Annotated in this window: 7 protein-coding genes; all 7 read left to right on the top strand. The window is 37.6% G+C overall.

Features of this window, described 5'->3' with window-relative positions; all coding sequences use genetic code 11:
* Positions 1 to 38: 38 nt before the first annotated feature.
* Complete coding sequence (locus tag RM541_RS00095) at positions 39 to 4,133, top strand: hybrid sensor histidine kinase/response regulator transcription factor (RefSeq protein WP_311498227.1); 4,095 nt, start codon at positions 39 to 41, stop codon at positions 4,131 to 4,133.
* Between the two features lie 263 nt (positions 4,134 to 4,396).
* Positions 4,397 to 7,603: a SusC/RagA family TonB-linked outer membrane protein gene (locus RM541_RS00090; protein WP_311498226.1), complete on the top strand. Its 3,207-nt coding sequence runs from the start codon at positions 4,397 to 4,399 to the stop codon at positions 7,601 to 7,603.
* A gap of 29 nt (positions 7,604 to 7,632) precedes the next feature.
* Positions 7,633 to 9,387 (top strand): RagB/SusD family nutrient uptake outer membrane protein, encoded by a 1,755-nt coding sequence (locus RM541_RS00085; protein ID WP_311498225.1) that lies wholly within the window; start codon positions 7,633 to 7,635, stop codon positions 9,385 to 9,387.
* Between the two features lie 12 nt (positions 9,388 to 9,399).
* Entirely contained in the window at positions 9,400 to 11,013 is a 1,614-nt protein-coding gene (locus RM541_RS00080) for a DUF4979 domain-containing protein (RefSeq protein WP_311498224.1), read from the top strand.
* A gap of 55 nt (positions 11,014 to 11,068) precedes the next feature.
* The gene (locus RM541_RS00075; RefSeq protein WP_311498223.1) at positions 11,069 to 12,346 is read left to right on the top strand and encodes an alginate lyase family protein; all 1,278 of its coding nucleotides are present in this window, start codon (positions 11,069 to 11,071) and stop codon (positions 12,344 to 12,346) included.
* 163 nt (positions 12,347 to 12,509) lie between these two features.
* Positions 12,510 to 12,836 (top strand): hypothetical protein, encoded by a 327-nt coding sequence (locus RM541_RS00070; RefSeq protein WP_311498222.1) that lies wholly within the window; start codon positions 12,510 to 12,512, stop codon positions 12,834 to 12,836.
* A gap of 247 nt (positions 12,837 to 13,083) precedes the next feature.
* Entirely contained in the window at positions 13,084 to 15,828 is a 2,745-nt protein-coding gene (locus tag RM541_RS00065; protein WP_311498221.1) for an endo-acting ulvan lysase-like protein, read from the top strand.
* Positions 15,829 to 15,908 lie beyond the last annotated feature (80 nt).

Genomic DNA, 15,908 nt, shown 5'->3' with positions numbered 1-15,908 from the left:
CCCAGTATTCTAATTTGAAATTTGAAAACTTTGATACTATGGAAGGTCTTTCCAGCAGTACCTGCATGGAGATTTTTCAGGATACTGAGGGCTTTTTGTGGTTTGGAACTATTGATGGTCTAAACAAGTATAACGGGTACGAATTTGAAACGTTTCGCCCAGAACCTGAAAACCCCTATTCTATTAGTAGTAACAGGATCAATGCTATTGTAGAGGACAATCAGGGTTTTTTGTGGATTGCTACCAGTAATGGGCTAAGTATTTATGATAAATATTCCGAGAAATTCCATAAGGTGGACTTGGGCCTGTCGACAGATTATGAAACTCAGAATTCAATTTTTATAAATACTTTACTTTTTAGTGAGGTAGACAATTCAGTTTGGGTAGGAACACGCAATGGTAAATTCCACATAAAGAAAAATTGCGAATTTCAATTTTCAATTCCTGTAATAGAATGTCTGAAAATCAATTTCTTTAATAAGAATAGGAAAGGTCTGGCATCGGATATTAATGTAGTTGGAATTGAAAGTTATCAGGATGAAATATTTTTTTTAAACCAGGAAAATTATCTGAGCATTTATAATACTGGAACATCAAAATTCCGCAATATAACTATTCCTCTTTCTAATGAAGAATGGTTAGATCACCTGCCTAAAAAGATGCTCATAACAAATGAGGGGGATTTCTGGATGGGCAATAATTTATCCAATCTTTTTATCTGGTCGCCAAAAGAACAGTCCCTCCATGAAATTTCTCCTGCAAAGGATAATATTCCAATCTTCGATATTTATCAGGATAGGAATGGTCAAGTCTGGATTTCTACCGATGGTCATGGTTTATATCTTATAAATAAACAGGGAAAACTGCTACAGCATTTTAAAAGTGACCCAGGTAACCCTTTCTCCATTGCAAATAATCAGCCTTCCAAAGTGCTGGAAGACAGAGATGGAATTTTTTGGATCGCTACTTATAATAAAGGTGTTAACAAACTGAATCCTTCTAAATCAGCGTTTGGGCATTATTTTTATCAATCTGGCAGGAAGAACGGGCTGAGTTCCAAAATAGCGCAATCGGTTTTGGAAGATTCAAAGGGAAGAATATGGATAGGTACTGATGGCGGGGGGTTAAATCTCTTTGATGAGGCGAGCGATTCCTATAGGCATTTTCGAAATGAACCCAATGATCTTAATAGTTTAAGTTCAGATAAGATTCTATACCTGTCGGAAGCCAATGATGGAGGGATTTGGGTAAGTACCTGGGATGGGGGCCTTAGCTATTTTAATCCGGGAACAGAAAAATTTAAAAGATTTACTTATGACCCTAATAATTCTTATTCCATAGGCCAGAATACGGTGTGGTGTGCGGTGCAGGATTCAATGGGCAGGGTATGGTTGGGTACCCAAACAGCAGGACTAAACGTATTTAATCCTCAAAGTGAGCAATTCTATCAATATACCAATACTTCGGCAGAGGAAAATTCTCTTATCAGTGATTTTGTGTTTTCCCTTTTTATTGATTCAAAAGACAGGCTATTTGTTGGGACAGCACAGGGGCTTCAGTATGTAAATTTGAATTCGTTAAAAGAATACATTCCTGATAAAATTTTATTTCATGAAATTGAAGGTATCAATAATAACCGCATAAATTATATTACGGAAGATAGTCATGGTCGTATTTGGATCGGATCCGATCTTGGTCTTTATGAATTGAATGCCAACTTAAATTTGCTTCACTCCTATACCACACAAAATGGATTGCCTAACAACCTGGTGGTCGGAATTAAAGAGGATCTTCAGGGAAACATCTGGATTACAACAAAAGGAGGGCTTTCTTATCTCAACACTCAAACAAACCGTCTGCAGAATTTCAATGTCCATGATGGCATACAAGGATTGGAGTTTCAGAGTAAATCCATAGAAAGAACCAGTGGCGGTCTTATTATTGCCGGTGGAATCAATGGTTTCAATATGTTTAATCCGAAGGAGATAAGTGTTCATCAGGAATTATATGAGCCGATAATTAACAACATTTCTTTTTTTAATAAAAGAGTTAGGGTGGGGGACACCATAGGTGGAAGAGTAATATTAGATCGCCCCTTAATTAACTCGGGGGGGTTAAAACTGAAGTACGATGAAAATTATCTTACTTTCGAATATGTAGCACTTAATTTTGAAAATCCAGAGCGGGTAAGGTATCAGTATTTATTAGAAGGATTGGACGAGGCTTATATTTCTGCAGGAAAAAACAGGCTGGCAAGTTATTCTAACCTTCAGCCAGGAAATTATGAATTTAAGGTTATGGCCGCCATTGATGGGAACTGGGAGAATGCAAAAACAACTTCTTTGCCGTTTTCTATTTCAACACCACCTTGGCTTACATGGTGGGCCTATTTAATTTACTGCATCTTAGCTTTAAGTTTAATATTTGTTTTCTTCTACTACTATACTATTCTAATTCGAAGAAATAAAGAGCGAGAACTGGATCACATGAAGATGAAATTCTTTACGAACGTAAGTCATGAGTTCAGGACCCCACTGACCCTTATATTGAATCCTGTAGATAAGATCCTTTCCAGTTATACCGATCCGGATCAGGTGAAAAAATCGGCCGTAACCATTCAACGAAGTGCCCGGAGATTACTCCATTTAATTAACCAGCTTCTTGATTTTAGGAAAATAGATGAGGGTGGTGACCCTCTACAGGTATCCAGGATTGATATTGTGCGCTTTAGCCGTGATGTTTTTGAACTATTCCGTGCTATTGGCGAGGAGAAGGGTATCTGTTTGAAATTTTATTCTTCTTATTCAGAATACGAAATGTACTTTGACCCGGATAAATATGAAAAGATTCTGACCAACCTTATTTCTAATGCTCTAAAATTCACCAGCAGCGGGGGAAGTGTTAATTTAAATATTGAGAGGACTTCACAGGAAACTGGTCTTTCAGCAGTTTTAATGGGAGCACCAAAAATAAAGGAATTTATAAAAATTGTTGTTGCAGATACTGGAATTGGTTTTCAAAAAGAGCATCTTAATGAAGTATTCTCCCGATTCTTTAATGTAGACAGAACTAAAACAGGAACGGGTATTGGTCTCAACTTTACCAAAGCCTTGGTGGAGATGCACGGCGGTTCTATTGATGTTAAAAGCGAATATAAAAAAGGCTCCCGTTTTATTGTAAATCTTCCGGTGCAGCCTGTAAGTAAAAAATTTAAACGGCATGCTAAAAATGGGGATTTTGGAAATTACGATCTGTCGGAGATCAGTAAAACTATTTTAAAGGCTGCAGAATATGAATTGTCTATTACAGATAATCATTCAAAAGAAGAATCAATCCAGGAGAGTTCCAATGATTGCAACAAGCCGGTTATATTGATTGTTGAAGACAATAAAGAGCTCCGTACCCATCTTAAAAATGAATTAGAATTCGATTTTATTATCAAAGAAGCGAGGGATGGTGAAATAGGATATAATAAGGTACAAAAATTTTATCCCGATTTGGTAATTAGCGATGTGATGATGCCAAAGAAAGATGGTTTTGAATTATGCAGATTAATAAAAACCGACATTGATATTTGCCATATCCCGGTTATTCTTTTAACCGCTAGAAGTTTGGAAGAAGATAGAATTGAAGGTTTTGAGACAGGAGCCGATGAGTATCTCCCCAAACCTTTTAATATTCATGTTTTAAGAGCGAGGATTAGAAATTTATTAGAGGCGAAGAAAAGACTTAAAGCAAAATTTAAATCTCTTTCGGAGGTATTTCCTTCAAAAGAATTAACAACCAATACTCTTGATGAAATTTTTCTGGATAAATCTACCAAGCTTGTTATGGAAAATATAAGTGATCCTGATTTCTCTCTGGAAGATATTGTAAATGAATTGGGAATGGGAAGGTCGAAGTTTTATAGAAAAATAAATTCTATTACCGGTCAGAATCCTAGTCATTTTATAAGAACAGTCCGCTTAAAATATGCTGCCGATTTACTGCGTAATAGTGGTCATTCTATTAAAGAAATAGCATACATGAGTGGGTTCAATTCATCAGCTTATTTTAGCAAAACTTTTAAAGAATTATTTGATATTACTCCTACCCAATTCATAAAAATCAACTCTCCGCAGAATAAAAAATAAAAATTGTTCCACCTGTAGGCCTTGCTATTAGGGTAAAGAACGGTAATTTATATTCTTTGAATCATAATTTATTACATCTCTATATCGATTTCGCTATCATTGTTAAGATAAAATTAATAAAAGGTTTAATACTTATGATATTTTGAAATTGAACCAACCTTATTAATAATCTGATAAACAGAATCATCAAACATCTTTGACTAAAATCAAGATGATTTCGATTTGTAAAAAGGATCTAAAATTTCATTTAAAGCTTAAAATTTATGAAAGCAAGAAAGCTATTAACTAACAATTCTAATGCTATTAGATCGGGAATTTTCTTCCTGCTCTTATGTTTATCTTTTCCCAGTTCTTTCGGAGCGGTAATTGAAGCAGCTCCATTAGTCGTGCAGGAGCAAGAAATTGAGATAACCGGAACAGTTATTTCAGAGGCCGATGGTATGCCACTCCCTGGAGTGAATGTTATGGTTAAAGGCACTACGGTTGGAACAGTGACTGATTTTGATGGAAATTATAGCATTACTGTTCCTTCTAGTGAGTCTGCTCTTGTATTCAGTTTTTTAGGATTTAAAACAATAGAAGAGACCGTAGGAAACAGAAGGTCCATAGATGTAAATATGTTTACTGATGAAAATGCGCTTAATGAGGTGGTAGTAGTAGGATACGGCGCTAAAAAGAGAGAATCCCTAACCGGTGCAATTGAGCAGGTGGATAGTGAAGCCTTTCAGGATCGTGCCGTTACCAATCCGGCTTTAGCTCTACAAGGCCAGACACCTGGTTTAACCGTAACTAGGTCTTCGCCTCGCCCTGGAAATGAGGATGTAGCTCTTCAAATACGAGGTGCGACTTCAGTCAACGGAGGAGAACCGCTTGTGGTAATTGATGGGGTGCCCGTAATTGGTTTAAGAGAATTCTACAATATGAACCCCGATGATATTGAATCTGTTAGTGTGCTAAAAGACGGTGCAGCCTCTATTTATGGTTCTCGGGCAGCTAATGGAGTGATTTTGGTAACAACTAAAGATGGAAAGGGAAAAATGACAGTAGAATATAAGGGGAATTTCAGATTGAATACAATCGGAATTCGTCCACCAGCCCCTTCCATGGAAGAATATGCGACATTATGGCTTGATGCGGTTGCGGAGGATGGAACCGGAGATTACTGGGGATGGGCGAATCGCGAAAATCTTGAGAGGCTGCAACAGGGTGTTGAAGGAATATATAGGACTCCGTTCTGGGGAGATATCTTCATTGGAGATGCAAACAGATTTGATGAACTTTACGGAAACAGTTATTCTCATCAACAAAATTTAAGTATTTCAGGTAGTACAGAAAAAACTAATTATAGGCTTTCCGCTTCTTTTGCTGATAACAAAGGTGCTCTAAAAACTGCTTATGACGGCCAGAAGGAATACAATGTTCGATTTAACTATGACTTTGATGTTTCTGATCGATTCTCTTTACAGACAGGAGTCAACTATCAGAGATCGGTTCGATCGGAGCCTTCTTCAGGCCTTGGTGTGAATGCGGTATCTTTTGATCCTCCATTTTTTCCTGCCCTCAATCCTTATGGGCAATGGTATGCCAATTTTGGTATAGCAGGTAATCGTAACTCAACAGCGGCAACTACAGATGGTGGAAGAAGGGACTTTACGGAAGATCTTACGAGAATTTTTGTAAATGGAGAATTTGATATCTTCGATAAATTAAGCCTACGAGGAACTGCTTCTTTTAATAAAAGGTTGGGTAGAGATGACCTGTATTATTTAACGGTGCAGCCTTATACATGGGCAGGTGAAATTTCTCCAGAAAGAATTAATTCAACTCCTCTTTATGCAGTTAGAACTTATGACAGGACTTATCAGAATTACGGAGCGTTTTTGGAGTATGCTGAAGATACTTTCTTTGAAAATCATACAATATCTGCGTTAATAGGGGTTACTGCTGATCTACAGGATGATAAAAATTTGTATGCGGAGAGAACAGGACTGGAAGATTTGGGGGTTTATGATCTAAATGTAGCTCCAGAAGATAATATGAGAAATGGAGGAGGGCAATCGCATTGGGGGCTTTATTCTTATTTAGCAAGATTTAATTATGATTTTCAAGAAAAATATTTAATAGAATTAATTGGCAGGAGGGACGGTTCTTCAAGATTTGCGCCTGGTTATAAATGGTCAAACTTTGGTAGTATTTCTGCTGGGTGGATAATCACTAAGGAAAAATTTATGTCCAACCTGGAGGCAATTAGCTTTGCTAAGCTTAGAGGAAGTTATGGAGAAATGGGGAACCAGGAAGGCATTGGTTTATATGATTATGTTTCCGGTATTAGCCGTGGTTCAATGCCTTTCGGGCTAAGTCCGCAACTTCAAAGTACATCACAAGTCTCAGGTTTAACTTCTGATACTAGGACCTGGGAAAGAGTAAAAATGAGCAATATTGCAATAGATCTAAGATTCCTGGAGAATAGACTATCTGCCACTTTCGAATATTTCGAAAAAGAAAATGACGGGATGCTGGTGCCGGTTGTGTATCCGGATTTGTTGGGTGGAACAGCTCCTAGATCGAACAGTGGCGTACTTGAAACTCAAGGTTGGGAAGCAATTGTTGGCTGGAATGACAAATTAGGAGATGATTTCTCATACAATATTTCAGCTAACATGAGCAATAATACTAATGAACTCGTACAAATGGAAGGTCAAACTGCCATTCAGGCGGGATTAGTGGAAACTGTAGAAGGATACCCTTTAAATTCCTATTTCCTTTATGAAACGGATGGATTTTTGGAAAATCAGGAGGCTGTAAATACTTATTATGACCGTCTTGCTTCAGAAACCCAGGGAGAGATTCCTGTAGAATCAGATGCAACTCAGGCTTTACGTCCCGGAGATACCAGAAGGATTGATCTTGATGGTAATGGTTATATTGATGATATTGGTGGGGAAGGAGAATCAGGTGATGTAAAATTCATGGGTGATGCGGCTCCCCACTACACCTTTGGAATAAATTTGGGAGCTAATTGGAAAGGATTTGATTTTAATGCAATGTTCCAGGGAGTTCTGGATCAGAATGTACTTAGAACCGGTTACCTGGCTTATCCTTTTTATACCCTTTATACGAATCAGAACGTCTCCTATCTGGGAGAAACCTGGACAGAGAATAACACCACTTCTGAATATCCCCGTCTAACAACAAATACTAATAGAGCTCGATGGAATTGGGGGAACAATGATTTTATGTTGCAAAATAATCGCTATATACGTTTAAAGAATATTGTTTTAGGTTATACCATACCCTCTAATTATACAAAAGTTGTGGGTATGGAAAAGGTGCGATTTTATTTTTCCGGAAATGATCTTTTTGAAATAACGAGTATAAAAGATGGATACGATCCAGAAACCGGTGAAAGTACAAATGCTATATATCCATTCACCAGAACCTGGGCACTTGGAGTTAATATTACTTTTTAATAAAAATTAAATCATTTAATGATATGATTATGAAGAGAATAAAAAATTTACCAATTATTATTCTGGTATTCAGTATAATTGGTTGTTCTGAAGATTTTTTGGATTTGGAGCCACTGGATACTGTGACCGAGTCGGCTTATTTTTCAGAGCCGGAACATTTTGATGCTGCGACAAACAATTTCTATATCCAGTTGATTAGCTGGAGACCTACAAATGAAAGTAACATTTTTAATTTTATGGATTTTGGATCCGATCTTACAGCATTGCCACAACCAGAGGGTAGGGGATCTGTTACTGTAAGTAATAATGATCCATATTGGTCCTCCACTTATTCTTATATAAGAGATAACAATATAATTATTGAAAAAGCAGAGGAGTATGAAGGTGATCAGGCTGAAATTCAAAGATATGTCTCAGAGGCACACTTTTTCAGAGCCTGGAACCATTTTGTGTTGTTGCAACGCTTTGGTGGAGTACCAATTGTAACTGAAGTGCTTGATTTGGATTCTCCGGAATTGTACGGTGCAAGGGATAGTAGATATGATGTTGTCGCACAAATCCTTGAAGATCTTGATGTAGCTATAACCGGACTTCCGAATGAACAAAATATTGGGTCGAATGATAAAGGAAAGATCAGTAAGCAGGCAGCGCAGGCATTCGAGGCTAAAGTGTTATTATATGAAGCAACCTGGGAGAAGTATGTAGGAACAGCTACAGATTTTGAAGGATCAGAAGGTCCAGAAGGTAATAATGTTAATAATTACCTATCCGAAGCCATTGATCTCAGTCGAGCGGTAATCCAAAGTGGGGCCTACGAACTTTGGAATTATAATGACGAATTGGATAACCTTACTAGTTGGTTCCTGTTTAATCTTGAGGATGCAGGTTCTAATCCAGCTGGCCTTGATAAATCAACAAACCGTGAATTTATAATTCAAAGTGTCTACGATTTTACATTAAGACAAGGAGGTACAAATGTAAGCCATACGGTTTACGATAGATTGGCACCAAACCGCAAAATGATGGATTTATTTTTGGCTCAAGATGGCTTACCTATTGAAAAATCACCTTTATTCCAGGGATATTTTGAAACTTCAGATGAATTTGAAAATCGTGATTATAGAATGGAGGCTTATTTTGGAGCTGGAATCCCGGAAGATGGCACAGTAGTTTTACCTGGTTCCAGTGGCACTAGTTCACCTATGGGAATATTTGGCAGAAAATTTAGGTCATATAATTACGGGGTTTACAGAGCGGCTAACGAGGAGTCAATGAATTATCCTCAACTACGTCTTGCAGAGGTTTATTTAATTCTTGCGGAAGCCCTGTATGAAAGAGATGGTAATATCTCTGATGAAGACCTAAATATGTCGATCAATCGTTTACGAAATAGGGCCGGTATAGCAAACCTTACGAATGCACTGGTCTCGGAGAACAACCTTGATATGCTTGAGGAGATTAGAAGAGAAAGGGCTATTGAATTATTTGGAGAAAATAATCGTTACAATGATCTGAAAAGATGGGGAATTGCTGAAGAAGAACTAAACGACCCTATAGTTGGTACTGTGATAGAGGGAACTATTTATGAAAGTAATCCTGCTTTGTATGATCCTAGTGAGTACATCTATGGAGAAATTCCTGTAGAAACAGCAGAAGGTATTCGGGATGCAGTTCTAATTGATCCTTCTTCAAACAGGAACTTTACTATTGCAAATTACCTTTATCCATTACCGGCTGTCCAGATTAATCTAAACCCGGAATTGGTACAAAATCCAGGATACTAAAATATAGCTAACATGAAAACATATAAATTTCGAATCAAAGATTTTTTACCTGTGTCTATAGTATTATTAATAATACTGGGGGCATGTGAGAACGAAGAACTTACGCAGTATACTTATCCAGCTCCTAAGGTTGAAAGTTTTTCACCAACCCAAGCACGAATAAGTGAAGAAATATCAATTTCCGGTGCTGATTTTGGCTACTATCCCGACGCTGTGACTGTGTTCTTTGGTGAAGCAGAAGGAGAAGTAGTAAGTGTTGAAGATACTGAAATCATAACAAAAGTTCCGGTTGGGGCTTCCAGTGGTGTTATAAGAATTAAGGTTTGGACAAATACCGATTCTACCTCGACTGAATTCACCTTAATGCCTTCAGCAAAAATAGATAGAATCGCACCGTCCACTGCAGTACCAGGAGAAACTGTGACTATTTACGGTGAAAATTTCGAATTGGAAAATGAATCAGTTAGTGTATTTTTTGGAGGAAATATAGAAGGGCAGGTAGTTTCGAGAACTAATACAGAGATTCAGGTGATTGTACCGGAAGGAGGAATGAGTGGTCCAATAAACGTAAATATCGGTACACAATCCTTGAGTTCACAAGCTTTCTCTTATCCTCTTATTGGCTTAGATTATGAATTTGAGCAAGATGGCAATGCAGAAGGTTGGGTAGCAACTCATAATTCCAGTTATGAAGTATCAGGTGGTTCTTTTAATGTGCAATTCGATGACTCTCAATTTGGGGCAGGAAGTAAAAGACGTGCTGATTTGAAACTGGAAGAAGGCGCATCTATTCAGGTGGGATCATTCCCTATTTTAGCAATTAGGATAAATAAGCCTTCATCCGGAAACTTTATTTTAGATACCAATTTTGGATCTTATAAAGGTGGATCAAATAATTGGGAAGGTGTGATTCAGGGGGATATTTATTATTATGACCTTAGAAACACCTTTGGTTCAGATAATAATTTGCCATTAAATGAGGTAACAGATTTCACTACACTTCAGTTTAAAATAGCAGATATTACAACAGATGAAGAAGGCTATTCCGTAGAATGGGTAAAGTCTTTTGAAAGCCTTGAAGCACTTGAAAATTATGCAGAATTACCACCTGGAAAACTCATCTATGAATTTGATGATCCAAATCCCGAAAATTATTGGGTAGGATTGCAAAACGCTACAAACGTAATAGAAGACGGTAAATTGAAAGTCTCATTTGATGCTTCTCAATTCGAGGGGACTAATAAGCGCAGAGCTGATTTGAAGTACGTGGAAGGAGGAACTTTTCCATTAGGTGAACCTACCGGTATATGGAGATATTCCCCGGACTTCCCGATCCTGGCAATTAAAATGTCTTTTACAGGTACGGGAGCGCCTGAACCTGGAACAGGTAATATAAAACTCGATAGATTTATGGGAGCTGTGAACAATGCATATTTAACAGATTTTGTGGGTCAAAATGTAATTTATTACGACCTCGCTGTTGAAGGCGGATTTACAGAAGCGCAGGAGTTAGCGTCATTCCAACTGAAAATTGCCGATATCACTTCTGCCGAGGAAACAGGATATGAAATTGATTGGATAAGGACCTTCTCCAGTGTGGAGGAATTAGATGATTTCTTGGATTAACATAATTGGGAATCCTGATTGTCCGTCTGGGTTCCCTTTATCAAAACAAACTATAATGATACGATTTTTTAATTTTTTAATGATTTTTTGCTTCATATGCACTTCAGCATGTACAGCAGATGACAATATCAAACTCATAAGAGATATTCCTCCTGTTGGCCAGGAAGAGCAAACAGATCCTGATCCGGAGCCTGAACCCGATCCAGATGAACAATCCAACTTTGAACATCCGGGATTATTACACACTGAGGAAGACTTTGCCAGAGTTAAAGAAAAAGTAGAAGCCGGGGCTGAACCTTGGATATCAGGATGGAATAAGTTGACCGCTAATTCCCATTCACAATTATCATATACACCAAATCCTACCGAAAGATTAATAAGGGGAGGAAATTCAAGGGAAGTTCCAGAGGCAGACAATTATAATAGGGCTATGAACGATGCCGCCGCCGCATATCAACTTGGCTTAAGATGGAAAGTAAGTGGAGATGATGCGTATGCTGATAAAGCTGTGGAAATACTAAATGCTTGGGCCGCAACCTGCGAGGAGGTGGTGGGTGATTCCAATCGTGCACTTGGAGCAGGAATCTATGGGTACCAATTTGCGAATGCCGCGGAAATAGTAAGGGATTACGAAGGTTGGGAGGATGAAGATTTCAAAACCTACCAAACATGGATGAAAGAAGTTTTTTATTCAGTAAATAAAGCATTTTTGGATACTCATTGGGATACTTGTATAAGTCATTATTGGGCAAACTGGGATTTGGTCAATCTTGCCTCAGTATTAGCAATTGGAGTATTAACCGATGACCAGGAATTATTTGATTTCGCCATAGATTACTTAAAAACCGGCGCCGGAAATGGAAATCTTAATAAAGCTGTTTATTATGTGCATGAAGAGGAAGATCTGGGTCAATTGCAGGAAAGTGGTAGAGATCAGGGACACAGCTTATTATGTGTGGGTTATATGGGTGAAATTTCTCAAATGGCATATAACCAGGGAGTGGATTTATTTGGCTATCAGGATAATCGTATTTTAAAGGGTGCGGAATATACAGCTAAGTATAATGTGCTTCAACAAGATGTACCCTTCGAACCCTATAATAATTGTGATGATGTTAATCATACCGAGATTAGTAGTGAGGGAAGAGGAGGAGAACGTCCAATCTGGTCTGTCATCTACTATCATTACGCTAAAGTAAAAGGAGTAGATGTGGACTATATTAAAGAGGCAATCGACTTTTATGGAACAGAAGGTGGCGGTGGAGATTATGGACCCAATAGTGGAGGTTTTGATTCACTTGGATTCGGAACACTTATGTACACTTTGGAATAATGAAATTTTAAAAGGAAGGCCAGAAAGAATTAGTCATATTCTGGCTTTCCATTTAAAATCCAGATAAGAATATACAAAGGTATTGAATTATTTTAAGTGCCTCAACTTAAGTCCAATGCAATCTGATTTCCCTTTTTTATAAAAATTTTAATTTTAAATATTAATGCGAAATAAATATAATAAGTTATTACTGATTTTCTCATTAATCATTTGTGCCAATGTAGAAGCTCAAAATGATAATTTTACTCTTCGCTCTCCTGATAAAAATATTTTTTTTGAGGTCACTTTAGATTCGATATTAAGTGAAATATTTTACACGATTGACTATAAAAATAAGGAGGTTATAAGTAAATCTGGCTTTGATATCAAATTAGATAATCATCAGTCTGAATGGGCTCTTGCCATTAAAGATAAACCTAAATGGGGGTGGATGTATGAAAAAAGAGATTGGGATGGATGGGGTTCGCCAAGTGCTCTACCACTTACCTAAGAATTGGAAAATAACTTGTACGTAATTCTAGCCGAAGCTGTTATGCTAAGTTATGTTACGTACGAGGTATACTTCTTCAAAAGATAAAAAGAATAAGCTTGTCACTTCAATGTAACGTTATTTGAATAAAATTTCTTATTTAAAAAGGCTCAGAATAAGAACTTAGTCTAACGGCTTCCAGTGGAGCAGCAATCTTGGTAAAAGAAAAATAATGCGAAAAGTTTTCCAAATTATATCAATCCTTTTTATGCCATCAATATTAATGGCGCAACTGCCTGTTCCTGAAAACATAGGAGATCACCATCCCAGGGCCTATGGAAATGAAATGAGCAGGGAAGAGCTACATCACTTAATAAAAAATGAAGATTGCGCCAGGCAAATAGTTGAAGGAACAAAGGATAAATTAGCAAAGTACCTGAAATACACGGAAGAGGAGCCGGACTGGTTATACTCAAGGTTGCAAATGTACTGGAACTCCAAAGCTACAGATGTATACATTAGAGGAGGGGTTTTTGACCATGCGGAAGGGGAAGCGCCGGTACCAACGGTAAAATTCCCAGGAACCAGGGACCATACTACAAATTATAGCAGACCTCCTTTAGAAGATATAAAGCCTTATATGGACGATCCCAAAGGCTTATATTATATCAATAAGGAAACCGGTGAAATGGAATGGACTTCTATTGTTTCAACCTCGCGAAACCTGGAGTCCATAAATCGTGATATTCTAAAAATTTCCCGTGACGCAGCATTTATGTACTGGTTTACGCAAGAAGAGAAGTATGCAAGACTTGCTTATGGGGTACTGGACACTTATCTGAAAGGCCTTTATTACAGGAATGAACCTATAGATCTAAGCCATGGACACCACCAAACCCTGGTAGGCCTTACTTCTTTTGAAGTGATTCAGGAACATCACGTAGCTGAGGTGACGGAAGCTTATGATTTTTTATATGGTTATGTAAAACAAAATCACCCTGAAAACTTAAAGCTTTATAGTGATGCCTTGAAAAAATGGGCAGATCAGATCATTAAAAATGGAGTAAGTTTCAATAACTGGAATTTATTTCAGGCTGGCCATGTGTCTAGGATAGCGCTAGTGCTTGAAAATGATTCAGAATATGATGATGGTAAAGGAGCGCAATATTACCTGGACCAGATTATGAATCAGACCAGTGTTCGCCAATGGTCTATGACCAAACTGGTAGAACATGGTTATGATCCTGAAACCGGGATATGGAATGAAAGTCCGGGTTATTCACTCACAGTGCTCAATGATTTTATACATTTTGCAGAATTCTTTGATCATAATTTTGATATTGATTTCATTGAAGAAGTGCCGGTTCTAAAAAAGGCAGTCAAAAACTCGGTTCAATATCTTTTTCCTAACGGATTTAAAGTTGGTTTTGGTGATGGACATTATAGTAAAATTGATCCCGATCCAACTCTGTATATGATCGAAAACGCTCGAAAATTCGATAAGCCGGAAGAGGAGATCTACTTCACAAAAATGCTCAAAACATTTTTTGATAAAGAAGTTTATTCCGGGGAATTTGTGGGAAGAAATATTCAGGATCTTTTTGCGGAAGATCCATTGAAGGTGTCTGATACAATTAGGGCTGGCAAAATGAATGACTTCATTTCACCGCTTTTCTATGCCCAAAATACAAGCTGGCTGGTACAAAGAAGTGGAGAAGGTAGGAATAGCTTGATGATTAGCCAGATTGGTTCTTTGGGGAACCATATGCATTCCAATGGAATTGCCATGGAATTGTATGGCAAGGGAATGCCCCTGGCTCCCGAAATGGGCCACGGCAGCAGTTATTTTTCCATAGAGTATGCGGAGTATTACACACAATTCCCTGCACATAATACGGTAATTGTAAATGGAAGGTCAAAGTATCCGGAGATGAAAAGCAACCACCCATTCCGGTTAAATTCGAATTATCCTGATAGTGGTGAGCAGCAGGGGATTTTGCCTGGGTACACCTTCTCTGATGTCAGTTTTCTGGAACCGGAGACCAGTAGCGACCAACGTAGGCTTATGGGAATAATTGAAACGGAAAATGGTGGATATTATATCGATGTATTCAGGTCCAAACAGAATAATGGTAATGATATAAAACATGAATATTTCTACCATAATTTGGGGCAATCAATAGAAATTCAAACGGCAGACGGAGGGGAACTGAATATGCAGCCAACTTCCAAAATGGCATTTGGAGATGGTGATCTTATGGCTTATGATTACATGTGGGATAAGAATTCAGTTCAAACTGTTAATGACCTTAAGGGTAAATTTACTTTTGATCTGGAGGACAGGATTGTCAATATGAACTTCTGGGCCAAAGGTGATTCCAATCGAGAAATATTTTCTGCAAAAGGTCCTAAAAGTACCGCATTCCGTCATGGACCAATTCCTGAAAAATATAATGATCTGCCTGTTCCAACCCTGGTAATCAGACAGAATGGGCAAGCCTGGACGCAACCATTTGTGGTAATTTATGAACCTGCAGAAAATAACACTAGCGGTATTAAAAAAGTTGATTATTTCGGAGAAGCTGAAAAAGTTGGGATTCATGTAACAAGTGTTTCAGATAGGGAAGATTTTATTTTATCCAATATTTCGAAAGAGGATATTTTTAAATATGAAGATATGTCCTTAAAAGGGACATACGGGATTGTCAGTAGAAAAGGGGGAGATTTTACGTTGTTTTTAGGGAATGGAAGTGAAATTACTTCTGGGGATTATGGAATTAAGACAATTCATTCAAATGGAGCCGCTTCGCTTAGTAAGATAGACAATACATTTTTCTTTTCCTCAGATGTCCCGGTAAAGCTTACTATGTTTTCTAAAAAGGAACTTAAGAATCCCATTTTTGTAGATGACGCAGGAAATACCTATAAGGGCGAATACAACAAGGATACCAAACAGATAATATTCGATTTACCGGTGCTTCCTTACCAGCAAATTAAAATTTCGACAGATTAATGAAATATCTGAATAGTACATATAGGTTTTTAATGCTGCCACTAATTGCTGCTTATATAGGAACATAATATTAAGAGGAT

This window comes from Autumnicola psychrophila, from assembly GCF_031846645.1.
Lineage (GTDB): Bacteria > Bacteroidota > Bacteroidia > Flavobacteriales > Flavobacteriaceae > Autumnicola > Autumnicola psychrophila.
Note: the sequence above shows the minus strand (reverse complement) of the source record. Positions and strands in the feature narration are given on the sequence as shown.